Genomic DNA, 24,542 nt, shown 5'->3' on the forward strand with positions numbered 1-24,542 from the left:
CGACGGCGCACAAGTGCATTGTCAAATCGAAGTTTCGATGAGCTGAACGTCCGCATCGACGCAAATCTGGCGGATTGCTTCACTTTCGCAGCGGTCGGTGATGAAGGTGTGGACTTGGGAAAGATGGCCGATTCGAACCGGCGCCGTGCGTTCGAATTTGGTTGAATCGGAGACGAGGATCACATGGCGTGCATTGGCCATGATCGCCTGCGCCACCTTGACCTCGCGGAAATCGAAATCGAGCAAGGCGCCGTCGCTGTCGATAGCGGACGTTCCGATGACGGCGAAATCCACCTTGAACTGACGGATAAAATCGACCGCCGCTTCGCCAACGATTCCGCCATCGGACCCGCGCACGACACCGCCCGCGATAACGACCTCAATGTCCGGGTAAATACGTAACTTGTTGGCAACATTGATGTTATTTGTGATTATCATCAGGCCCTTGCGGTCAAGTAGTGCCTGCCCCACCGCCTCCGTGGTGGTGCCGATGTTGACGAATAGAGAGGCATTGTCGGGGATGAGGTCCGCCGCGGCGCGGCCAATCGCTTCCTTTTCGTTCGCAGCAATCAAACGCCGCGCCTCGTATTCCAAATTCTGCACGCCGGAGGGAAACAGCGCGCCGCCGTGGATACGGTTGAGCAGGCGCTGGTCACAAAGGTCGTTGAGATCCTTGCGAATGGTTTGCGGCGTGACATTGAAATGAATGGCGAGATCGTCCACGAGAACGCGTCCGTGCTCCTTGGCCATTTCCAGAATTTCGGCGTGCCTGGGAGCGAGAAACATGACTTGCGCTTTCATTTTCGTTTTTCTGCAGCCTATACGAAAACGAAAATGAAAGCGCGTGTCAATCTATGGGTAAACGAACCCGGCTCGTTTCCCTATGCCGTTGCGCCTTCGATGATGTCGAACCCCGTATTGATGATGGTCTTTTCGGCGGGCCGCTCGCGGCTTTCAAGCAATTTTTCGGCAGCGGTTTTTCCAATGAGAAAACGTTTCGACAGGATCGTTGACAGAGGCATTGGCATGGCCTGGCCGATATCGAGTCCATTGAAACCAAATATACCAAGCTTATCCTTCACGGCGATTCCGGCATGCATGCAGTGAAAAATGCCGCCCATCGCCATATCGTCATTCGGGAATACAACAACGTCCAGGTCAGGATGGGTAGCAAGGAGTATTTCCAGTGCGTCGCGCCCCGCCTTGGTCGAACTCGCGTCGGGATAACAATGCTCTGCAACAAGAGACAGGCCAGCCTCCTGCAATGCCGAGCACAGCCCTTCATAACGGGCACTGGCGCGGTCGTCTGTCGTTACGTTGTGCCTGGCATAGCCGAAACGGCGATAACCGCGCTGAACGAGATGTTTTCCGGTTTCATAGCCAGCCTGGCGATGCGACATGCCAACGGCAATGTCTACAGGCTCGCCATCGATGTCCATCAATTCGGCGACCCGGAAGCGGCCATGCTCCAGATGCCGGCGCGCGGTCGGCGTGTGATGCAGGCCGGCGACGATCACCGCTGCCGGCTGCCAGGCGAGAAAAGAGACGAGAATCCGCTCTTCAATCAGCGGATCGTAGTCAGTGACACCGATCACCGGCTGGAACGCCGTTTCGGTAAGCGCCGTATGAATGCCGCGCAGTACGTCTGGAAAGACGATGTTCGATAGCGATGGCAGCAGCACGCTCATCAGCGTGGATCCTGCAGAAGCAAGGGTACCAGCGGCGCGGTTGGGAATATAGCCAAGCTCGGCAATGGCTGTCAGCACACGCGCTCTGGTTGAGTCTGCGATAGGCCCTTGCGCACGAACAACCCGCGACGCCGTGATTTCGCTCACACCCGCAAGCCGCGCAACATCGGCAAGCGTCGGCATATCGGGACTTCGGTGAGCGTTGCGTTTGCGCGGCATAAGCACCAATCCAGTGCGATTGACAAGATTTATGACAGCGCTACCATAAAAGGCTTGATGAATGCTAGTCAGTGTGCATAACTTTGCACCACGTTCTTATATATTAGTGCGATGATTGGTGCGACGGGCCCGGGAGGGGCTTGCAGGGAGGACTTCTTCTTATGCATGTTTTGGTGATCGGCGCAGCCGGAATGGTTGGCCGCAAATTGCTCGACAGGATCGCTGCCGAGCCCGGCTCCCTGGGTGGAGACATCGACAGGTTGACACTGGTCGATGTCATCGAACCCGCCGCGCCTGAAGCCTTTGCGGACATTTCCGTGACCAAGGCGGCAGACCTCTCGGACCCTGGCGTAGCGGAATCCCTGATCGCAAGCCGTCCGGACATGATCTTTCACCTCGCGGCGATCGTCTCCGGTGAAGCAGAAGCCGATTTCGAAAAGGGCTACAAAGTCAATCTCGATGGAACCCGGGCGCTATTCGAGGCGATCCGATTGGAAGGCAAAAATGCTCCCTACAAGCCTCGCGTGGTATTTGCCTCATCCATCGCCGTGTTCGGAACGCCTTTCCCGGACAAGATCGGCGATGAATTCTTCACGACACCCCTGACCAGCTATGGCACGCAGAAGGCGATCTCTGAACTCCTCCTGTCGGACTACAGCCGCCGCGGTTTCTTCGACGGGATAGGTATCCGCCTGCCGACGATCTGCATTCGTCCAGGCAAGCCCAACAAGGCGGCATCCGGTTTCTTTTCCAACATCCTGCGCGAGCCACTGGTGGGTCAGGAAGCGGTACTTCCCGTGGACGAAAATGTGCGGCACTGGTTTGCCAGCCCGCGTGCTGCCGTCGGATTTTTCCTCCATGCCGCAACGCTGGACCTCGACAAGGTCGGTGCAAGACGCAATCTTTCCATGCCCGGACTTTCGGCTCTGGTCGGCGAGGAAATCGACGCGCTGCGCCGCGTGGCCGGCGATAAGGCGGTCAAGCTGATCCGCCGCGAACCCGATGCAACAATTCAGAAGATCGTTGCCGGCTGGGCAACCGACTTCGACACGACGCGCGCCACGAAGCTTGGCTTCAAGGCAGAAACGGCTTTCGATGATATCATCAAGGCACATATCGAAGACGAACTGGGCGGGAACGTTGCGGCATGAGTAAAGAGGATTCAGGCAAGGGGAAGATCGCGCTGGTTACCGGCGGCGGCACCGGCGTGGGCAAGGCTATTACCACAGCGCTGCTTGGCGCAGGCTATACGGTTGTGATTTCCGGGCGCCGCAAGGATGTACTGGAAGATGCTGCCAAGGCGTTGGAGAGCGAAACGGGCGGCACCGTTAAAGCCATTTCTGCTGATGTCAGCGATCCGAAATCGGTCGCTGCGCTTTTCGATGCAATCAAATCCGAATTCGGTCGGCTCGACCTGCTCATCAACAATGCAGGGGTCAATGTTCCGAATATCCCGATGGAAGAACTGACCTTCGATCACTGGAATTCGATTGTGGGCGCCAATCTCACCGGCGTTTTCCTGTGCACGCAGCAGGCGATGAAATTGATGAAAGCGCAAACACCACGTGGTGGACGCATCATCAACAATGGCTCCATTTCGGCACAAACGCCCCGGCCGAATTCCGCGCCTTACACGGCGACGAAGCACGCGGTGACCGGCTTGACCAAATCGACAGCGCTGGATGGCAGACCATTCGACATTGCCTGCGGTCAGATCGATATCGGCAATGCCACGACCGAGATGACATCGAAGATGGCGACCGGCGTGCTACAAGCCAATGGCGAGACCGCCAGCGAGCCAACCATACCGGCGCATTATATCGGCGATGCGGTGGTGCATATGGCAAGCTTGCCATTGGAGGCCAATGTACTGACGATGACGATCATGGCTACGAAGATGCCGCTGGTCGGGCGCGGCTAAAGGATACTCGACAGCGATTTCTTTAAAGAACGTTGTCTTACGAAATTTTGGAGGAGAAGGCATGGCATCGGTTGAATTCGCCAATGTACGAAAATCATTCGGCACGCACCCGGTTATCAAGGGTGTCGACATCGAGATCGCCGACGGCGAATTCGTTATTCTGGTCGGGCCCTCCGGCTGCGGCAAGTCCACATTGCTGCGCATGCTGGCGGGGCTTGAGAACATCTCTGCGGGCGAGATCAAGATCGGCGGAAAGGTTGTCAACAACCTCGCGCCGAAAGAACGTGATATCGCCATGGTGTTTCAGAACTATGCGCTCTATCCGCACATGACCGTCGCCGACAATATGGCTTTTTCCCTGAAGCTGAAGGGTGCGCCAAAGTCGGAGGTCGACAAGCGCGTGAAGCCCGCAGCGGAGATCCTCGGACTTTCGCCGCTGCTCGACCGCTTTCCACGCCAGCTTTCCGGCGGTCAGCGCCAGCGCGTTGCCATGGGCCGCGCCATCGTGCGCGACCCGCAGGTCTTCCTGTTCGATGAGCCGCTATCCAACCTCGATGCCAAGCTGCGTGTCGCCATGCGCGCGGAGATCAAGGAATTGCACCAGCGCCTGAAAACAACCACCGTCTATGTCACGCATGACCAGATCGAAGCCATGACCATGGCCGACAAGATCGTCGTCATGCATGACGGCCTGGTCGAACAGATCGGCGCGCCGCTCGAGCTTTATGACCAGCCGGCCAATCTTTTCGTGGCCAGCTTCATCGGCTCGCCGGCGATGAATATGATCAAAGGCAAGCTCGATCCGAATGACGGACTGAAATTCACCACAGAAAAGGGTGTCGTGCTGCCGGTTGCCAAAGCACCGCAAAGCGCCAAGGGCCGCACGTTGATTTATGGACTGCGCCCCGAACACATGACCATTGCGGATGGCGGAATTCCCGCCGAAGTGGTGGTCATCGAGCCAACCGGATCGGAAACCCAGATGATCATGCGCGTTGGCGGCGATCTCGTCACAGGTGTTTTCCATCAGCGTATCAGTGCGAAACCCGGCGAAACTGTCGGTCTGTCGATCCATGCTGAAGCGACATATCTGTTCGATGCGGAGACGGGCAAGCGTTTGGCCTGAAGCTCAACGGTATCTGCCAGTCGGGGTGCAGATGCCGGATACAATTCCCCGCAAGAGCATTTTGAACAAGCCTTTCTAGTTTATCCGGTCGTTAAATGGAGGAGCATCAATGACCATCAACAGAAGACATCTACTCGGCGCATCTGCCGGTCTCGTGGCCGCAGCCGGAATGGGCCGGTTCGGTCTCACGCCGGCATTCGCGCAATCGGCACCCGCTTACAAACCGGAAGAAGGTGCGACCCTTCGCCTGCTGCGTTGGGTGCCGTTCGTCCCGGCTGAAGAGGCCGCATGGCTCGCCAACACCAAGAAGTTCACCGACGCCACGGGCGTTCAGGTGCGCATCGACAAGGAAAGCTGGGAAGACGTTCGCCCGAAGGCTGCCGTTGCGGCCAATGTCGGTTCTGGCCCGGACATGGTCATGAGCTGGTTCGATGATCCGCAGCAATATCCGGACAAGCTCGTCGATGTGACGGAGCTTGGCGAATATCTTGGTGGAGCACATGGTGGCTGGTATCCAGGCCTCGAAGGCTATGCCAAGCGCGACGGCAAGTTCATCGCACTGCCGCTCTGTGCCATCGGTAACGCGGTCGTCTATCGCGACAGCCACATGAAGGCGGCCGGTTTCAGCGAATTCCCGAAGGATACGGCTGGTTTCCTCGAACTTTGCAAGGCCATGCAGGCAAAGGGGACGCCTGCGGGCTTCCCGCATGGCAAGGCGGTCGGCGACGGCAACAACTATGCCCATTGGCTGCTCTGGAGCCATGGCGGCAAGATGGTCGACGAGAGCGGCGCGGTGGTGATCAACAGCCCCGAGACGCTGGCATCTGTCAAATATGCGCAGGAACTCTACAAGACCTTCATTCCGGGTACGGAAAGCTGGCAGGACGTCAACAACAATCGCGCATTCCTTGCCGGTCAGGTCTCGCTGACTGCCAATGGCGTGTCGGTTTACTACGCCGCAGTGAAGGATCCCGCAATGAAGGCGATCGCTGACGATATGCGCTCGACCAATCTGCCGATCGGGCCAGTTGGTCAATCGGTCGAACTGCACCAGACGTCGACGATTTCGATCTTCAAGCACACAAAATATCCTGAGGCCGCGAAGGCCTATCTGCAGTTCATGTATCAGGCTGAGAACATGAATGCCTGGATCGAGGGTGCCAGCGCCTATTGCTGCCAGCCGCTGAAGGCTTTCGCCAACAATCCGGTGTGGACGTCCAATCCGATCCATGCCGCCTATGCGAAGGCATCCGGAACCCTGCGCCCGAACGGCTATGCCGGCCCGCTTGGCGCTGCCTCGGCGGGAACCATGGCCGACTATGTCCTGGTGGATATGTACGCGACCGCCGTTACCGGCCAGATGACGCCCGAAGACGCCATCGCCCAAGCCGAGAAGCGCGCAAACCGTTACTACAAGGTCTAGGCAACGAGACCGGCTTCCGCTGTCCAGAAAAAGGGCTGCGGAAGCCAACTCATCAGCTAATTTGGCAACCGGAGATATCCGATGACAATGACGACAACTGCGAAGCAGCCCTTGGCCTTCGGAAATATCGCCCGGAGCAATACCGCCGTCGGCTTGTTTTTCATGCTGCCGGCCGCCGTCTTTCTCCTGTGCTTTTTGACCTATCCGCTCGGCCTCGGTGTCTGGCTCGGCTTTACCGATACGACGATCGGCAGGGACGGCATTTTCATCGGCCTCGAGAACTATCAGGCGCTGGCCAGGGATTCGGTCTTCTGGATGGCAGTCTACAATACGATTTTCTACACGCTCATCGCCTCGATCCTGAAGTTCGGGCTCGGCCTGTGGCTGGCATTGATCCTCAACGAGCATCTGCCGTTTAAATCCTTCTTCCGCGCAATCATCCTTTTGCCATGGGTGGTTCCGACTGTCCTTTCGGCGCTCGCGTTCTGGTGGATCTATGATGCGCAGTTCTCGATCATTTCCTGGTCGTTGATGAAACTCGGCTGGATCCACAGCCCGATCAATTTCCTTGGTGATCCCAATAACGCACGCGCTTCGGTGATCGCAGCCAATGTCTGGCGCGGTATCCCCTTCGTCGCGATTTCGCTGCTCGCCGGGCTTCAGACCATTCCGCAATCGCTGCATGAGGCAGCGTCCCTTGATGGGGCGACCGGATGGCAGCGCTTTCGCTTCATCACACTGCCAATGCTGACACCGATCATCGCAGTGGTAATGACATTCTCGGTGCTGTTCACCTTCACTGATTTTCAGCTTATCTACGTCCTGACCAAGGGCGGGCCGGTCAACGCCACGCACCTGATGGCGACCCTCTCATTCCAGCGGGGCATACCCGGTGGTCAACTTGGCGAAGGTGCGGCGATTGCCGTTGCCATGATCCCGTTCCTGCTTGCATCGATCCTGTTCTCATTTTTCGGCCTGCAGCGCCGTAAATGGCAACAGGGCGGACAGGATTGAGGGAGGAAACGAACATGAGCATTACCGAACAGACCAACCCGCATGTTCTCACCGACGACGCGCAGGGCATGAGCTATCTCAATCGGCTGCCACGGCGGATCGTCGTCCTGTACCTGCCGCTTGCCGTCTTTGTCTTTGTGCTGCTGTTCCCATTCTACTGGATGGCGATCACGGCGGTGAAGCCAAACTCGCAGCTGACGGACTACAACAACTACAGTCCGTTCTGGGTCGTGAAGCCGACGCTCGACCACATCAAATACCTGCTGTTCGAGACATCCTATCCAGGCTGGTTGTGGAACACACTGGTCGTTGCGGTGTGCGCCACAGCGCTATCTCTGGTGGCATCCGTTTTTGCGGCCTATGCTATAGAGCGAGTGCGGTTCTCAGGATCGCGCCCCGTCGGCCTTTTGATCTTCCTCGCTTATCTGGTGCCGCCGTCGATTTTGTTCATTCCGCTTGCCGTCATCGTCTTCAAGTTTGGCATCTATGACACCAAACTCGCGCTGATCTTCACCTACCCGACCTTCCTTATTCCCTTCTGCACCTGGCTGCTGATGGGCTACTTCCGCTCGATCCCGTTCGAGCTCGAGGAAAGCGCCCTGGTGGATGGCGCGTCGCGGTGGCAGATCCTCATCAGGGTCATATTGCCGCTGGCGGTACCGGGATTGATCTCGGCCGGTATTTTTGCCTTCACTTTGTCGTGGAATGAGTTCATCTATGCGCTGACCTTCATCCAATCCTCGGAAAACAAGACTGTTCCGGTCGGTGTCCTGACGGAGCTGGTGCGAGGCGATGTTTTCGAGTGGGGCTCACTGATGGCAGGCGCACTTTTCGGGTCGCTGCCGGTCGTCATTCTCTACTCATTCTTTGTCGACTATTACGTTTCTTCCATGACCGGCGCGGTCAAGGAATAGCGGACACCCAGGAGTTCCTTGCAAATGACGACTTCCCACACCCCGAAAAAACTTCGCTCGCAGGAATGGTTTGACAATCCTGACAATCCGGGGATGACGGCGCTCTATCTGGAGCGCTACCTGAACTACGGTTTGACCCGCGCCGAGCTGCAATCGGGCAAGCCGATCATCGGCATCGCGCAGACCGGCTCCGACCTATCGCCGTGCAACCGCCATCACATCGAGCTGGCCAAGCGCGTGCGTGATGGCATCATTGCGGCGGGGGGAATTCCTTTCGAGTTTCCGGTGCATCCGATCCAGGAAACCGGCAAGCGCCCAGGCGCCGCGCTCGACCGCAACCTTGCCTATCTTGGCCTCGTTGAAGTCCTGTTCGGCTATCCGCTGGACGGCGTCGTTCTGACTATCGGCTGCGACAAGACCACCCCCGCCATGCTGATGGGCGCTGCTACCGTCAATATCCCTGCGATTGCGCTTTCCGTCGGACCGATGCTGAACGGCTGGCATCGCGGCGAACGCACCGGGTCCGGCACCATCGTGTGGAAGTCACGCGAGAAGCTCACATCGGGCGAAATCAACTATGACCAGTTTATGGACATCGTCGCTTCGTCCGCTCCTTCCGTCGGCTATTGCAACACGATGGGCACCGCGACCACGATGAATTCACTCGCCGAAGCCCTCGGCATGGAACTGCCCGGTGGCGCTGCGATACCGGCGCCTTATCGTGAGCGCGGACAGATCGCGTATGACACCGGCAAGCGCATCGTCGATATGGTGTGGGAAGATCTGAAGCCCTCGGATATCATGACCCGCGCGGCATTCGAAAACGCCATCGTGATCAATTCAGCGATCGGCGGTTCGACAAATGCGCCAATCCATCTCAACGCCATCGCCCGGCACCTCGACATTCCCCTCGACAACGACGACTGGCAGGCTATCGGCCACGACGTGCCGCTGCTGGTCAACCTGCAGCCGGCAGGCGAATATCTCGGCGAAGATTACCACCGCGCGGGCGGCGTGCCCGCCGTCGTCGCGGAGTTGATGAAAGCCCGCAAGCTGCCACATCCGGGCGCGCTGACCGTCAATGGCCAGAGCATCGGTACAAACTGCGAAAGTGCCGAAAATCTCAATACGGATGTCATCAAGACCTATGATGCGCCGCTGAAGAAGAAGGCCGGTTTTATCAACCTGAAAGGTAATCTCTTCGACAGCGCTATCATGAAGACCAGCGTGATCTCCGAAGAGTTCCGCGAGCGCTATCTGTCCAACCCGGACGATCCGGAAGCGTTCGAAGGCATCGCCGAAGTGTTCGACGGACCAGAGGATTATCATCATCGCATCGACGATCCGAAGCTTGCTCTCAACGAGAACAGCATCCTGATCATGCGTGGAACCGGGCCGATCGGTTATCCTGGCGCGGCGGAAGTTGTGAACATGCAACCTCCGGCTTATCTTCTGAAGAAGGGTATCCATGCGTTGCCCTGCCTCGGCGACGGCCGTCAGTCCGGAACGTCGGGCTCGCCTTCCATCCTCAACGCTTCACCGGAAGCGGCAGTGAACGGCGGACTGGCGCTGGTACGCTCCGGCGATCATCTGCGTATCGATCTCAACAAGGGCACGGCCAACATTCTGATCAACGATGAGGAGTTGCAAAAGCGCAAGGACGATCTGATCGCTGCGGGCGGTTACAAATATCCGGCAAGCCAGACGCCGTGGCAGGAAATCCAGCGCAGCATGGTCGGCCAGCTCGATGAGGGCATGGTGCTCAAGCCAGCCGTGAAGTATCAGCGCGTCGCCCAGACCAAGGGTCTTCCTCGCGATAATCACTGACCTGGAGAGCAGGAAATATGGCGAATTCGATCAGGCGCTACGAGGGGCGGCACGCGGTCATCACCGGTGGCGCTTCCGGCATCGGCTTCAAAACCGCTGAGCGAATTGTGTCGGAAGGCGGCACGGTTTCTCTATGGGACGTCGATGGTGCCAAGATCGACGAGGCGCGTGCTGCACTTGGATCGTCCTCAGCGCACGGTGTAACGCTTGACGTCTCCGACCCGCACGAGGTGGAGAGGGCCGCAAAGGAGACAGCGGAGAAGCACGGCAAGATCGACATCCTGGTTTGCTCTGCCGGCATCACCGGCCCGAACGCCAAAGTTGCTGATTATCCAATCGATCAGTGGAAGCGCGTCTTCGACATCAACATCCATGGGCTTTTCTTCTGCAACCGCTTTGTCGTGCCTATCATGCAGAAGAACGGTTACGGCCGGATCGTCAATGTCGCTTCCATCGCAGGTAAGGAAGGTAACCCCAACGCCTCGGCCTATAGCGCATCGAAAGCAGCGGTCATCGGTCTGACAAAATCGCTTGGGAAAGAGCTTGTCAGCGATGGCATCACCGTCAATGCGATTACCCCTGCCACTGTGGATACACCTATCCTCCAGCAGCTCAAGCCTGAATTCATCGACTATATGCTCTCGAAAATTCCCATGCAGCGCTTCGGCAAGGTCGAAGAGCTGGCATCGTTGATCACATGGATCGCCAGCGAGGAATGCTCGTTCACGACCGGTGCCGTCTTCGATATTTCCGGTGGCCGTGCCACCTATTAGTCTCTCCAATAAAGAAAAGGTTATCCCATGAAACTGTTGCGCTATGGCCCTGTCGGTCAGGAAAAGCCCGGTCTTGTCGACAAGGACGGCAAGGTGCGCGATCTTTCCGCACACGTCAAAGACATTGCCGGCGATGCTATTTCACCCGAAGGCTTGAAGAAGCTTGCGGCTATCGATCCGACGAGCCTGCCGGTCATTGACGTCGAGCGTTATGGCCCCTGCGTAGCCGGCACCGGCAAGTTCATCTGCATCGGCCTCAACTATTCCGATCATGCTGCTGAAACGGGGGCGACGGTGCCGCCGGAGCCTATCATCTTCATGAAGGCGACTTCAGCGATAGTTGGACCTAACGACAATGTCGAAATCCCGCGCGGCTCCCTCAAGACCGATTGGGAAGTCGAACTCGGCGTTGTCATCGGCAAGCACGCAAAATATGTCAGCGAAGATGAAGCGATGGACCATGTTGCCGGCTATTGCCTGATCAATGACGTATCGGAGCGGGCGTTCCAGGCAGAGCGCCAGGGCCAGTGGACCAAGGGGAAAAGCGCCGACACGTTCGGCCCGACCGGTCCATGGCTGGTAACAAAGGACGAGATAAAAGATCCGCAGAACCTGAAGATGTGGCTCGATGTCAACGGCCATCGCTACCAGAATGGTACATCGGCAACGATGGTCTATGGCGTCAAGTATCTCGTGTCATACCTGTCGCAATTCATGAGCCTGCATCCCGGTGATATCATCTCGACAGGTACGCCTCCCGGCGTCGGCCTTGGACAGAAACCCAACGTGTTCCTCAAGGAAGGTGATGTCATCACGCTCGGTATCGAGGGACTCGGCGAGCAGCGCCAGGATGTAGTGCAGGGGTAAATTGACGGTAGCAGTTCATGCCGATTATTTCTCCCCCACAGAGGGGGAGATAAGCGGAGTCTTCCTCAATAATCCTTTTCGAAGAACAATCCTGCGCCGGAATCGCCATTGGCTCCTACCGAGCCCTTGGCTTTCAGGTTGGGGGTAATATCGAGGTTGATCGTGCCCTTCGTCGAACCTGCCGCGCCGGCCTCTACGCCGAGATAGACATTGTCGCGGATATAGCGGCCGGCGCGAACGCCTGCATTGCCCTGGCTGTCGGTCACGACGTCCAGATCGTCAAGGCCGGTGTTCTTGCGCAGATTTTCCAGCAATGATGAATTCGAACCACCGGCGAGTTCTGCTGCCGCCGCCGCAAGCCGTGCGACCTGAAACGCTGACAATTCGCTGATCGAGCGGTTGAAGATCAGCCGGGCCATGACTTCGTCCTGCGGCAATTCAGGCTGCGAGGAGAAGGTGATTTGCAGGTCCGAGACACGGCCGCGGACCATGACATTCACGGTGATATCGGAGCCTTGCGTACTGGCGACGAAGTTGATGTCCGGATCGAGATCACCTACCAGGGTGACCTGACCTTCGGTGAAGGTAATGCGCTGGCCAAGTATGCCCAGCCTTCCGCGAATGAGATCAAACGCTCCCACAGGCTGGATATTGGTCGCCGGCCCGGTAAGCCGGACGGAACCGCCGATTTCCGCATCGAGACCTCGACCCCGAATGAAAATCCTGTTGGGTGCAGTGACGTTTATATCAAGCCGCACGACGCTTGGGCGTGCGGTTGGCGTTGCCACTTGTGGCTGGTCAGCCTTGGCGCGTTTCAATGTCTGCGCAACTGCCTTTGACGGATCCTTATGTTTCACATCGATCACAGCGGACGAACCGCCGAAGCTCTCCGGAACGGTGATCTCGGCTCGATCGATGTTGACGTTGCCTGATATAACCGGATCGCGGGTCAGGGGGCCCCTTACCGCAAGCGCGCCGGTCACGGTTGCCACAACCAGATTGCCATCCGCATAGCGCGCCCTGTCCAGCCTTATGTTGATATTGGCCGGGAAGTTTGCAGCCGCATCGGTCGAAATCGTCCCGGTTGCGCTGATGGTGCCGCCGGTCGACAGGCTTGCATTGAATGTCCTGATCGTGACGGTGGTCCCTTCCAGGCTGCCGAGCAAGGTGATGCGCTGAAGGCGGAGATTTGCCTCCGGATCGATGACCTCGGCTCCATTAGCCGAGAACATGCCGCGAATTTGCGGCTGCGCGAAACTGCCCGAAATGGATGCCGTCAGGTCGATGTTTCCTCTGGCCTGCGTGCCCCGATCCGCAAGGAAGCGGTTGGCCAACGACAAGGGAATATTACCCGTGACATTGATGCCAAGGCCCGACCCGGATACCGGAACATTGCCGCTTGCCGAAACCGTGAACCCTTGCGGGCCATCGGCTTTGGCCGAGGAAAGCGTCAGTGTACTGTTCGCAAAACGGCCGGCCGCCGCAAGCTGCAACGGGCTCAGCCCCGCCTCCTGTAATGGTCTGGCGGAAAGTCCCGCGCCTTTCAGATCAAACTCGGCATTGGGTCTTTGCAGCGTACCGGTGACCCGGCCCCTGCCGGAAATAACCCCTGCAAGATTCTGGTTCTTGACGACGCCATTCAGCGCCGTCAACGGGAAGCTTTTCAGATCGAAATCGACGCCGAGTTGCCTCTGTGCCAGCGGCACCGAACCCCTGGCTGACGCGTCAAGTCCGCCGGCGCCAGTCAGATGGGCATCGATATTGAGCTGGTCCGTGGTCGATGTTCCCTTGGCATCGAGATTGAGCGCGTCGAGCCCGGCTTTCCTAAGCGCTGCCGCAGTGACCCCGCGGGCCTGCATATCGAAATTCACGTCGGGCCTTTGCCGGGTACCCCCGACCTTGGCGGTACCGTTTATCTCGCCGCCAAGTCCAAGGTCAGGCTTGATGGTATTTGCGATATCGAGCGGCAATCTCTGGATCCCAACTGCGAGATTGAGCGTTTCCGCCACTTCGCCTCCGAGCGTGACCCTGCCCTGCCCGACATCGAGCACGATATTGCCAAAGGACACATTGCTGCCGGCAACATTGATGGCGGCGGGCTGCACCAGCCGCGCAGCGAGCGCGCCGCGGGTAAGCTCGGCATTGGCCAGCGACAGCAGATAGCCCCTGTCCGTTGGCTGCAAGGCGCCCTGAAGTGACGTCTGTGCGCCATTGTTCAGACCAGCGTTGAGCCTGAAGTTGGTGGTCTTCCCGTCCTGCGTTGCCTGAGCGTCAAGGTTGTTGACGACGATGCCCGAGGCCGAAACATCCGATGCAGTGACGCTGCCATTCGCGGAGGGGACCTTGAAAATGTCCTGCGCGGCCAATGCGATCGCTGCCTTGCCGACGACGATGTCATTGGCCCTGAGATCGTCGATTTGACCCTTGATATCGACGTTTTGTTTCTCGTCGTCATGCGAGAGGGCAATGGTGGCATCGGCCTTGCCAGTCGCCTCGACGAGAAACAGCGCTGCAGCTGTCGAGACATCGCTCGAGGCAAGCGTCAAATTGCCGTTGTAGAGGCCTTGTTTCGACTGCTTAACGTCGCCGCGAAGCCGCGTGCCGCCCGCGATGAACGAAATATTGGTCAGGCGCTTTTCATCCTGATGCAGCGCGATTTCCGTCGTAAGGTCAGCGCGGATACCATCAAGGAAGGCGAGACCCGAGACCTTGCCGTCGACGATATCCTTGTAGAGCGTGCCGTTGAATGTGAGATCGCCCTGCGTCAGCTTGCGACCGGAAAGCGTTCCTTCAGGGACCCCGGCATTGAAAGCGAGTGCGATGATATTGTCCTGACCACGCGCGCTGCCTTTGACCTTGAGAGCACCGCCTGCTTTTTCCGACAAGAGCGCGAGATCGATGAGGTCGAGGCCGAAATCGAAGTTCGCGGCGCCCGTGGCGAAAGTTCCGTTGGCCGTTACCAGCGTCTGCGGATTTTCGACCCGGAAGTTCTTTGCGCTCAGCCCGGCTTCGCCTCGCGCCACCCCACCAGTGATCCGCGTTTCACCCGCCAGCACCTTGTCGGCAGCATCAATGCCGAGTGTCATGCCGGTGGCATTGCCATCGAGCATCAGATCGAAGGCCCCGGTGAGCGCCTCGACAAGGCCATTGGCCTTAAGGTCGATCGCCCCGGCGAGATCGCGCCCTGCCAGCGCGGAAAACGGCGCGAGGCTCGAAGCCTTGACGAAGATATCGCCCCGGTAGGCAAACTTGTCGATGGTCCCGGCCAGAGCCGTGCTGAATCCGTTCGCTGCAATCAATGCCTGCTTCAGATTGACGGGCGTGCCGGCTTTCCAGTCGCCATTGATCTTGAGCTGGATCAACTCCCCCAAGGCTTCTGCGATATCCGCGCGCGTGGCCGTAATGCCGGCGACTTCGCCATTCACATCGTAGGTCAGCGAGCGCGCCGTTGGATTGTCGATGTTTTCGGCGAGACCTTTAGCGACGAGATTGATGGATTTCGAGGCAAAACTGTCCGTGGTGAAGTTGGTCACTTCGACGGTGCTCGACCAGTCATTGTTGGTACTGGTTCCAAAACCTACCGCCAGCACTGCCTTGTCGACCGTAGTCTGCCCACCTTTGACAGGCAAAATTACCTTCTTGCCGGTCGGGTCGGCGATTGTCGCATCGACCTTCAAGCGCTTCAGAAAGCCGTCATTCGTCGTTTCGCCATTCGCATCGAGCACCAGGGCGTTGCTCTTGATGTTCAAGCGGTCGAGCGCCACGCCGCCAGCGTCGCGCATCACGCCGTTGACGATCAGCGCCGTTTCGTTGCCGAAGAAATCACGGAAGACCGGCGGGATCAGCGCGGCGATTTCACCGTTGAGATTGGTCTTGAAACCAAGCCCGTCGATCTGGCGGTCGAGTTTGGTGTCGCCGGTGAGAACGCGCTTGCCTGCAGCGTCGAGCGTGAGTTGCAGCAGGAGATCGCTGAGCGGACCCGAGCCTTTCAATGCGAGAGCAACCGGCGGTTTGCCTTCGATGTTGAGGAGGTTGGCAACGATACCGTTTTGCGGCTCATTCAAGGTCAAGTCGAGATCGAGCTGCTGACTTTGATTGGCATAAGCAGCCTTGATCCGGAATTCGCCACCCGGTCCATCAAGGCGTTGCACCTGCAAGTTCGAATCCAGTGACCCGCTTTCGAGGGTCAGATTGCCAGCAAGGGAAATTTCGGACTTGAGACCAAAAACGCCATCGCCAAAAGCGATACGCCCAATATTCAATTGCTGCAGGATCACCGCCAGCGGCAGTTCCGGCAGGCTGAAACCCTTGGCCTCCGGAGACGGCAGGCTCTCGTCCGGCAACGGCTTGCGCAAGATATCGATACGATCGGCGGCAAGCGTGTTTATGTCGAGCCGGCCGCGCAGCAATGCAAGCCGGCTCCAGACGATTCTGGCATTGGTAACTCTCAGCCAGATGCCTTCCCGGTCGGCAATCGTTATGCTGCCGATGCTGGCTTCGGAGGAGAGAACACCCTGAATACCGGAAATGACGATCTGCCGGTTAGGCGTGGACAGCTGGTTCTGCACGAAGCTCAGAAAATAGGATTTCTCAGCCTCAGCACTTGCAGAGTCCTGGGCCTGCGCCAGGGCATCCTGCGCGAGGATCGGGCTCATAAAGAGCAGGAGAAAGAGAGCTGCGATAATCCGGGTCAAAACGCCTGTCCTATGCCAACGTAGAAAGCAAAATCGGGATCGTCGTTCGTTCGATCCAGCGGCACCGCGAAATCGAGCCGTATCGGACCAAGGCCGGTATTATAGCGCAGACCAGCGCCGACGCCGAGCCGCATCTGATCGGCGAAATCTGGGAACGACTCTTCGCCGACATAACCTGCATCGACGAAGCCAACGACGCCTATCGTATCGGTCATGCGGATGCGCGCTTCGACCGAGCTTTCGACCAGCGAGCGGCCGCCGATGACAAATGTCTCGCCATCGCGGGTCACGTTTACACCGACGTTGCGATAGGCGTAGCCGCGGATCGAACCGCCGCCACCGGCGAAGAACAGCTGGTCCGGCGGCAATTCAGAAACCTCGGCGCCAACGATGGAACCAAGCTTCAGGCGGCCAGCAAGGATAAAGCGGTTGTCGGCATCGAAACTGTAGTAGGTGCGGCCTTCAGCGGTGAATTTGGTGGCGAAATTGCCATACTCGAATTCATAGAAGGGCGAAATCAGTCCCTCGAGGAAATAGCCCCGTGACGGATCGACCTTGCTGTCCCGGCTGTCATAGGTGAGACCGCCGAGTAGGCCGGCAGTCAAGAAATCGCGCTTGCCGAAGAAATCATCGTCAAAGCGGGACTTGGAGACGATTGCACTTATCTTGCCGGACAGTTCATCCGAGAAAATCTGGGTGAAACCCGCTTCGGCGGTGATCGAGGTCTGGGTATAGGCATCCAGAACCTCTCGCCTGCCAATCAGCGACGAAAAAAAATCCGTATCGGGCGTATAGACACCGGGTTTGGTGAAGGTCACGCCAAGCGTGTAGTTATAGTCCTCGGGACTATAGGATTGTGCGCCAATGCCACCGATCTTTGCATCGAACCGCAGGCGCTCGGCACGTCCGAAAAGATTGCGGTGAAGCCAATAGGCATCCAGACCCGCACCGTCCAGCGTCGAATATGATCCGCCGAGGCCGAAGCGCCGCAGCTTTTGCTCCTGCACGGCCACCGTGATCGGCAACAAACCGTTATCAGTAATCGCGTCAGCTTCTTCGATGCGGGCCGAACGGAACACTTCCAGGCGCGACAGGCGCTTCTTGGCCCGCTCGATTTCGTCTGGGTCGTACTCGACGCCCGGTTGCAGACCAGTGATGAAGGCGACGAACTCCGGATCCATGCGTTCGGTGCCCGTCACCCGAACCGGACCGAAGGCGGCGCGGCGATCAGGATCGACGTCGATCGTTGCGTCGACCTTGTTGTTGTCGTGATCCGCAAGCACGTTGCGCGATATAATTTTCGCTTTCGGGTGGCCCTGCTCGCGCCACGCATCGACGGCAAGCCGTTCCGCCTTGACGATCGCCGTTGACCTCGCGATGTCGCCGGGCGCAAATCCCTGCGTTTCCGGCCGGTCAACCATGTCCTTGGGGTCGAGTGTGGGCGGGGCCATGTGCTCGACACGGGCAGTCGCGAACAGGAACTGCGGCCCCGGATCGACGGAAATCACCACGGGTGCCGGGTTGGCCAGATCAGCGTCAATCGGAATATCGCTGGCTTCCCGCCCATCGACCTTGATGCTGATCGTGCCGCCATAGCGGCCCTCCGCATACAGCGCGCCAAGGATGCGGCGATAATCGCCGCGCGCCTTGGCCAGCAACCCAGCAGCTCCCGAAGCAGGCTTGTCCTTGTCTGCGATGAGGCTGGAAGCCCCTTCGACCAGCTTTTTTGTGTCTTTATCTTCGTCCGAAGTAGTCTCGACGGTGTATTTGTGTGGATCGGCGATCACCGCATCAGCATCGGCATCCTTCCTTTCACCCCAAAGATGAATGCCGAAAAGATCGAATGCATGGGCGGGCGAGACGAGCGCCGTACAAGCCAAAAGAGCTGCACCAAACAAACTGGCCTGTGGGCGCTTGAAGTCCATCAACCAGTAAAATCCCTACTCAAGAAAACACACAAATACGCCCGCAGAAACGGAGAAACATATCCTGCAATTGATAAAATTCCCCTCCCGAGCTTAAGAAAACGATAACATGCGGGGATATGCAGGCCAACCCGCAATAGCCTCCGCGAGGTTCCGCAGAGCTTGGCTTGTGGCAGTACGGCCACAAAAGGGCCCCGTATGGGGCATGAGAGACATCACGTTTTGTTAGGACACTGTAATGTGCCGCTGGATTCACGCGCAATTGCGCTGCGCGCGCAAGCAAATTAGGTTATGGAGATCAGACTTGACCTCCGGAGTGAAATTTTATGAAACCCGTCTTCCTGCAGCTGCAATGCTTTCCCGGTAAAACCTATGAGGTGGCTGCTGCACTTTTCGAGCGCGAAATCGTCTCGGAGCTTTATTCGACCAGCGGCGACTACGACCTGCTGATGAAGATCTATATTCCCGAGGATCAGGATATCGGCAAGTTCATCAACGACAATGTGCTCGACATTACCGGCATCGCCCGATCTTTGACGACGATGACGTTTACAGCGTTCTGAACCGAGACATTACGTCCCGTTTTATTCGTCAACGACCTTCCCTATGTAATGATCGGAAAATAAAACGGCCCCGCAGGGCAACAAACCTCCATTCTTTTGCCATGGAAGTGGTTTTTCTATAAAGATACTTCCTTGAGCATTATCATCAGGAATTACGCAGATGCCGCCCTATCGTTCACGCACAACCACCCATGGCCGCAATATGGCAGGAGCCCGCGGGCTCTGGCGCGCGACCGGCATGAAGGACGAGGATTTCGGCAAGCCGATTATTGCTGTGGTGAACTCTTTCACACAGTTCGTGCCCGGCCATGTTCACCTGAAGGATCTCGGCCAGCTTGTTGCGCGTGAAATCGAAAGTGCGGGCGGCGTTGCCAAGGAATTCAATACGATCGCTGTCGACGACGGTATCGCCATGGGCCATGATGGCATGCTGTATTCGCTCCCCAGCCGCGAGATCATCGCCGATAGTGTCGAGTATATGGTCAATGCCCACTGCGCCGACGCGATGGTCTGCATCTCCAATTGCGACAAAATTACCCCCGGAATGCTGATGGCGGCACTGCGCCTGAACATTCCGGTCGTGTTCGTTTCCGGTGGACCGATGGAAGCAGGCAAGGTCGTCTGGGACGACAAGGAAAAGAAGCTCGATCTGGTCGATGCCATGGTAGCTGCCGCAGATGACCGCATCTCCGATGAGGAGGTCAAGGCAATCGAGCGCTCAGCCTGCCCGACCTGCGGCTCCTGCTCCGGCATGTTCACCGCAAATTCGATGAACTGCCTGACCGAGGCGCTTGGCCTTTCATTGCCGGGCAATGGCTCTACGCTCGCAACCCATGCGGATCGGCGTCGTCTCTTCGTCGAGGCCGGTCACCTCGTCGTGGATCTCGCGCGCCGCTATTATGAGCAGGATGACGAGACTGCCCTGCCGCGCTCCATCGCGTCATTTGCCGCGTTTGAAAACGCCATGACGCTGGATATCGCCATGGGCGGGTCAACGAATACGGTGCTGCATCTGCTTGCGGCCGCGCACGAAGGCGAGATCGATTTCACCATGGCGGATATCGACCGCCTGTCCCGCCGCGTTCCGGTTCTTTGCAAGGTTGCGCCCGCAGTTGCCAATGTTCACATGGAAGACGTCCATCACGCCGGTGGTGTCATGGGCATTCTGGGTGAACTCGATCGCGCCGGCCTGCTCGACACATCGGTTTACTCGGTACATGCAGCCAATCTCGGTGCGGCGCTCGATCGCTGGGATGTCGTTCGCAGCAAGAACAAATCCGTGCATGATTTCTTCATGGCGGCGCCGGGTGGTGTGCCGACGCAGGTCGCCTTCAGCCAGGAGCGCCGCTTCGTCGATGTCGATCTCGACCGCGAAACGGGTGTCATCCGCAACGCGGAACACGCCTATTCCAAGGATGGCGGGCTCGCGGTACTCTATGGTAATCTCGCCGAGGACGGCTGTATCGTCAAAACCGCTGGCGTAGACGAGTCGATCCTGAAATTCTCCGGTCCCGCTCGCATTTTCGAAAGCCAAGACAGTGCAGTGCTTGGTATTCTGAATGGAGGCGTCAAGCCCGGCGATATCGTGCTGATCCGCTACGAGGGTCCTCGCGGCGGACCTGGCATGCAGGAAATGCTCTATCCCACCAGCTATCTGAAATCCAAAGGCCTGGGCAAGGCTTGTGCCCTTGTGACGGACGGACGTTTCTCCGGTGGATCGTCAGGCCTTTCCATTGGCCACGTCTCGCCGGAAGCGGCGGAAGGCGGGTTGATCGCGCTTGTCCATGAGGGCGATATCATCGATATCGATATTCCCAATCGCAAGATTCACCTTGCTGTCGATGATGCTGTTATCGCCGATCGTCGCGCTCATATGGAAGCCAAGGGCGCGGCCGCCTGGAAGCCGGAAGAAAAACGCAAGCGCAAGATCACCACTGCGCTGCGGGCCTATGGCGCGATGGCGACGAGTGCTGCCCGGGGTGCTGTCCGGCAGATACCGGATCATTGGGAATAACAATAGGATAGCATTACCATTGTGCGTGGTTCGCCCCTCGACGAGCTCGGGAGGCTCACCATGAGGGGCGAACCACGCACGATAAGGATGCAACCTCCTAGAAGCTGCATCCGAAGCTACTACTTCGCGGCATCCGTGATTTTCGTCGTCCAGGCGCCTTCGGGCTTCTTGGTGATGACCGGATCAGAACCACCGCCGAGCAACGTCTCGACCGTGCGGTCAGCGGCCGCTACATCGAGAACGCCATCGGAACCTTCCGTCAGCTTGTTGATCTCGGCAACCATGCGCTTCTGGTGCTTTTCCGTCTGGGCGCCACTGGCGTCATTGTCGAGCACGATGGTTGCGGCTTCATCCGGATTGGCGCGTGCGTAGTCCCAGCCCTTCATCGAAGCCTTGACGAACTTCGCTAGCTTTTCGACCATCTTCGGATCGTCCAGGCTCTTCTGCAGTACGTAGAGACCGTCCTCCAGCGTCGCCACCTTCTCATCCTCATACTTGAACGTCACAAGCTGATCGGCCGGGATCCCCGCGTCGATCACCTGCCAATATTCATTGTAGGTCATGGTGGATATGCAATCGGCCTGCTTCTGGATCAGCGGATCGACATTGAAGCCCTGCTTCAGAACCGTCACGCCGTCTGGCCCGCCGTCGGTCTTGAGGCCAAGGTGGTTCATCCACGACAGGAACGGATATTCATTGCCTCCGAACCACACGCCGAGCGTCTTGCCTTTGAAGTCTTCCGGCTTGGTGATGCCGGTCTCCTTGCGGCAGGTCAGCATCATGCCCGAACGTTTGAACGGCTGCGCGATGTTGACGAGCGGCAAGCCCTTTTCGCGTGTAGCCAATGCCGAAGGCATCCAGTCTACAACGACATCAGCGCCACCGCCGGCAATCACCTGTGGCGGAGCAACATCGGGCCCGCCTGGCTTGATTTCCACATCCAGCCCGGCTTCCTCGTAGAAGCCTTTGTCTTTTGCCACGTAGTAACCGGCGAACTGGCCCTGCGTGACCCATTTCAGCTGGAGTACGAGCTTATCCGCAGCAAGCGCCGAACCGGCCATCAATGTCATGGCGGCTAATCCCAGCGAAAATGCAATCTTGTTTTTCATGTTTTAGTTCTCCTCTGTTCTTCTTGGTTATGTTCTATACGAGGGGTGCCAGAAGGTGACAGCCCTTTCGATGAGTGTGATCAACCCATAGGATAGCGACCCCGCGAGTGCTGCAACAAATATTTCGGCCCAGACCATATCGACGTTCATGCGCCCGACCTCGGCCGAGATGCGAAAGCCCATGCCGACAATCGGCGAGCCGAAGAACTCCGCGACGATCGCACCGATCAACGCCAGCGTCGAATTAATCTTCAGGGCATTGAAGATGAACGGCATGGCTGCAGGCAGGCGCAGCTTGAACAAGGTCTGAGTGTAGCTCGAACCGTAGGTTCGCATGAGATCGCGCTCCATGGCGCCGGACGCGGCAAGACCGGCGACGGTGTTCACCAGCATCGGGAAAAACGTCATGATGACGACGACTGCCGCCTTCGATTGCCAGTAAGAGCCAAACCACATCACCATAATCGGTGCGATGCCGACGACGGGAAGAGCCGCAACGAGATTGCCGACCGGCAGCAGGCCCTTGCGCAGGAAGGGAACGCGGTCGACGATGATAGCCGCGAGAAAGCCCGACCCGCAGCCGATTACGTAGCCGGCGATCGCAGCCTTCAGAAAGGTTTGCTGAAAGTCTGCCCAAAGGGTTGGCACCGACCCAGCAATCCGCACTGCGATCATTGAAGGCGGCGGCAGCAGGATTGCGGGTACGCCAAAGCCGCGCACGATGATCTCCCAGAGGATCAGCAACCATGCGCCGAACAAAACCGGCAGTGCGAGGTTGACCGTTCGTTGCGCAGCGAGGGATTTCGGCCGCAGCGCGGCCAGCCTCTGTACAGCGAGCCACGCCAGCAACCACGCAGCGACCACCATACACCAGTAGCCGGTAGCGGGAGCCGCCATTGCGAAGGAGCCGAGCAAGCCGATCAGGAAGAATGCCGCCAGGTGGACCAGTATCAGCAGTGCGATCAGAGAACTGTTGGAAGCAGAAGCGAAAAGCGCCAAGGCGGATGCCGCGAACAACAGGGCAGGCGTTGCAAAGAAGAAGAGTCCGGGGGCGTCGGCGCCCGTCGGCAGCACCAACGCCGCCGCTGCGAGCAGGAAAGCGACAATCGCGAGCGGCGAACGCTTCATGTTCGCACTCCCATGCGCCGGTTGACGAATGTAGCGATCAGACCGATCAGGCTAACGAGAACCGCCGCCATCAACGCCGCTACAATCAGTGCCGCCCAGATTTGTACAGTCTGGCCGTAGTAGGACCCGGCAAGCAGCCGCGCGCCTATGCCGGCCACTGCGCCAGTCGGCAATTCTCCGACAATAGCGCCGACGAGACTGATGGCGACGGCGATCTTCATCGACGTGAAAAGATAGGGCATCGAGGCCGGCCAGCGCAGCTTCCAGAACACTTGCGCCTTCGAAGCATTATAGGTGCGCATCAGGTCGAGCTGCATGGTCTCGGGCGACCGCAGGCCTTTCACCATGCCGACGGCGACCGGAAAGAACGACAGGTAGGTCGAAATCATCGCCTTGGGCAGCAGTCCGGTAATATTTACAGCGTTGAGCACGACGATGATCATCGGCGCGATTGCGAGGATCGGCACAGTTTGTGACGTGATGATCCATGGCATCAGGCTCTTGTCCAGCGTGCGCGAATGGACGATGGCGATCGCCAGAAGGATGCCCAGCAGCGTTCCGAGGCCAAAGCCAAGCAGCGTCGATGAAAGCGTCACCCAGCCATGGTAGACCAGGCTGCGCTTGGATGTGGGGCTAATTTCGAAGACAGTCTTGCGGATTTCCGCCGCCACCTGATGCGGCGCTGGCAGGACCGGACGTTCCTGCGCCATGGTGTTCGCTATGAGCTGGCTTGTCGAAATGGTCGTATTTGCCCGCGCCGCCTGATCGCGCTCGAAGGGCGCATTGAGAGTGACGGTGAATACGTACCACAGTGCGAGAATGCCGATCAGCACGGTTCCCACAGGTAGAACAGTGTTGCGGACGAAATTCATAACGCCGTCTCCGAGCCAACCGGCTGCCAACGATAGAGAATGTCGGGCAGATTCTCCTCATTGTCACCATCGGTGCGCCGTACTTCCTTGAATCCCTCACGCTCATAGAATGCCTGCGCATCGCGGTTTGCGACGAATGTCCATAGTTCAACCGGACCGCCGGCCTCTTTCTTCGCATGATCGAGTAGTGCTTTGCCGACACCTGTGTGACGTTCGCTCGCGCGTACATAGAGCGCACTGACGGTGTGGTCCGGGGCCAGCGCTACCATTCCGGCAACGTGATTATCATTTTCGGCCACAAAGACCTGGAACCTCGAGAACACGGTGTCGCGATAAAACTCCGCGACATCTTCCTTCGGGTGGACGCGTGGCATCCATTTCGTCGCATCGATCCACTCGTTGACGATTTCTGCGCATTCGGACATGTCCCGCAGTTTGGCGGCCCGAATGATCATCATATGCCCC

The 24,542-nt window shown here is 58.0% G+C and carries 19 protein-coding genes; 11 read left to right on the forward strand and 8 right to left on the reverse strand.

What is annotated here, in order from left to right:
• Positions 1-21: 21 nt before the first annotated feature.
• Together N8E88_RS16645 and N8E88_RS16650 are read right to left on the reverse strand one after the other, a co-directional pair.
• Entirely contained in the window at positions 22-786 is a 765-nt protein-coding gene (locus N8E88_RS16645; RefSeq protein WP_262295507.1) for a DeoR/GlpR family DNA-binding transcription regulator, read from the reverse strand.
• Positions 787-881: 95 nt separating this feature from the next.
• The gene (locus N8E88_RS16650; RefSeq protein ID WP_262294643.1) at positions 882-1,907 is read right to left on the reverse strand and encodes a LacI family DNA-binding transcriptional regulator; all 1,026 of its coding nucleotides are present in this window, start codon (positions 1,905-1,907) and stop codon (positions 882-884) included.
• A 161-nt stretch (positions 1,908-2,068) separates the two neighbouring features.
• Here N8E88_RS16650 and denD point away from each other — a divergent pair, with 161 nt between their 5' ends.
• The 9 genes from denD to N8E88_RS16695 all read left to right on the forward strand — a co-directional run bounded on the left by denD (position 2,069) and on the right by N8E88_RS16695 (position 11,772).
• Complete coding sequence (gene denD / locus N8E88_RS16655; protein ID WP_262294644.1) at positions 2,069-3,058, forward strand: D-erythronate dehydrogenase; 990 nt, start codon at positions 2,069-2,071, stop codon at positions 3,056-3,058.
• Entirely contained in the window at positions 3,055-3,828 is a 774-nt protein-coding gene (locus N8E88_RS16660) for an SDR family oxidoreductase (RefSeq protein ID WP_262294645.1), read from the forward strand. Before denD ends, N8E88_RS16660 begins: the two co-directional genes overlap by 4 nt.
• A gap of 61 nt (positions 3,829-3,889) precedes the next feature.
• Positions 3,890-4,954 (forward strand): ABC transporter ATP-binding protein, encoded by a 1,065-nt coding sequence (locus tag N8E88_RS16665; RefSeq protein ID WP_262294646.1) that lies wholly within the window; start codon positions 3,890-3,892, stop codon positions 4,952-4,954.
• A gap of 109 nt (positions 4,955-5,063) precedes the next feature.
• On the forward strand, positions 5,064-6,377 hold the full coding sequence (locus N8E88_RS16670) for an ABC transporter substrate-binding protein (protein ID WP_262294647.1): 1,314 nt from the start codon (positions 5,064-5,066) through the stop codon (positions 6,375-6,377).
• A gap of 162 nt (positions 6,378-6,539) precedes the next feature.
• Positions 6,540-7,391: a carbohydrate ABC transporter permease gene (locus N8E88_RS16675; RefSeq protein WP_410010680.1), complete on the forward strand. Its 852-nt coding sequence runs from the start codon at positions 6,540-6,542 to the stop codon at positions 7,389-7,391.
• A gap of 14 nt (positions 7,392-7,405) precedes the next feature.
• The gene (locus N8E88_RS16680; protein ID WP_262294649.1) at positions 7,406-8,305 is read left to right on the forward strand and encodes a carbohydrate ABC transporter permease; all 900 of its coding nucleotides are present in this window, start codon (positions 7,406-7,408) and stop codon (positions 8,303-8,305) included.
• Positions 8,306-8,329: 24 nt separating this feature from the next.
• Positions 8,330-10,132: an IlvD/Edd family dehydratase gene (locus N8E88_RS16685; RefSeq protein WP_262294650.1), complete on the forward strand. Its 1,803-nt coding sequence runs from the start codon at positions 8,330-8,332 to the stop codon at positions 10,130-10,132.
• Between the two features lie 17 nt (positions 10,133-10,149).
• Positions 10,150-10,905: an SDR family NAD(P)-dependent oxidoreductase gene (locus N8E88_RS16690; RefSeq protein WP_262294651.1), complete on the forward strand. Its 756-nt coding sequence runs from the start codon at positions 10,150-10,152 to the stop codon at positions 10,903-10,905.
• 27 nt (positions 10,906-10,932) lie between these two features.
• Entirely contained in the window at positions 10,933-11,772 is an 840-nt protein-coding gene (locus N8E88_RS16695; protein WP_262294652.1) for a fumarylacetoacetate hydrolase family protein, read from the forward strand.
• 65 nt (positions 11,773-11,837) lie between these two features.
• Here the strand turns inward: N8E88_RS16695 and N8E88_RS16700 are convergent, their stop codons facing one another.
• Together N8E88_RS16700 and N8E88_RS16705 are read right to left on the reverse strand one after the other, a co-directional pair.
• Positions 11,838-16,427 (reverse strand): translocation/assembly module TamB domain-containing protein, encoded by a 4,590-nt coding sequence (locus N8E88_RS16700; RefSeq protein ID WP_410010681.1) that lies wholly within the window; start codon positions 16,425-16,427, stop codon positions 11,838-11,840.
• Positions 16,428-16,462: 35 nt separating this feature from the next.
• The gene (locus tag N8E88_RS16705; protein ID WP_262294654.1) at positions 16,463-18,391 is read right to left on the reverse strand and encodes an autotransporter assembly complex protein TamA; all 1,929 of its coding nucleotides are present in this window, start codon (positions 18,389-18,391) and stop codon (positions 16,463-16,465) included.
• A gap of 326 nt (positions 18,392-18,717) precedes the next feature.
• Between N8E88_RS16705 and N8E88_RS16710 the strand changes: the two genes are divergently transcribed.
• Positions 18,718-18,954, forward strand: a complete 237-nt coding sequence (locus tag N8E88_RS16710; protein WP_262294655.1) for an Lrp/AsnC ligand binding domain-containing protein — start codon at positions 18,718-18,720, stop codon at positions 18,952-18,954.
• 160 nt (positions 18,955-19,114) lie between these two features.
• Positions 19,115-20,968, forward strand: coding sequence for a dihydroxy-acid dehydratase (gene ilvD, locus N8E88_RS16715; RefSeq protein WP_262294656.1), 1,854 nt, complete (start codon positions 19,115-19,117; stop codon positions 20,966-20,968).
• 119 nt (positions 20,969-21,087) lie between these two features.
• On the opposite strand, the gene N8E88_RS16720 is transcribed toward ilvD, so the two are convergent.
• Genes N8E88_RS16720 through N8E88_RS16735 form a run of 4 tightly spaced genes read right to left on the reverse strand, consistent with a single transcriptional unit; the run spans position 21,088 to position 24,535 of the window.
• On the reverse strand, positions 21,088-22,077 hold the full coding sequence (locus N8E88_RS16720; RefSeq protein WP_224511219.1) for an ABC transporter substrate-binding protein: 990 nt from the start codon (positions 22,075-22,077) through the stop codon (positions 21,088-21,090).
• A gap of 27 nt (positions 22,078-22,104) precedes the next feature.
• Entirely contained in the window at positions 22,105-23,205 is a 1,101-nt protein-coding gene (locus N8E88_RS16725; protein WP_262294657.1) for an ABC transporter permease, read from the reverse strand.
• A complete protein-coding gene (locus tag N8E88_RS16730) occupies positions 23,202-24,077 on the reverse strand; it encodes an ABC transporter permease (RefSeq protein WP_262294658.1) in 876 nt (291 codons plus the stop codon). The genes N8E88_RS16725 and N8E88_RS16730 overlap by 4 nt, the downstream gene beginning before the upstream one ends.
• On the reverse strand, positions 24,074-24,535 hold the full coding sequence (locus tag N8E88_RS16735) for a GNAT family N-acetyltransferase (protein WP_262294659.1): 462 nt from the start codon (positions 24,533-24,535) through the stop codon (positions 24,074-24,076). Before N8E88_RS16735 ends, N8E88_RS16730 begins: the two co-directional genes overlap by 4 nt.
• Positions 24,536-24,542: the final 7 nt, after the last annotated feature.

Origin of the sequence: Phyllobacterium zundukense, assembly GCF_025452195.1 — a bacterium.
Lineage (GTDB): Bacteria > Pseudomonadota > Alphaproteobacteria > Rhizobiales > Rhizobiaceae > Phyllobacterium > Phyllobacterium zundukense_A.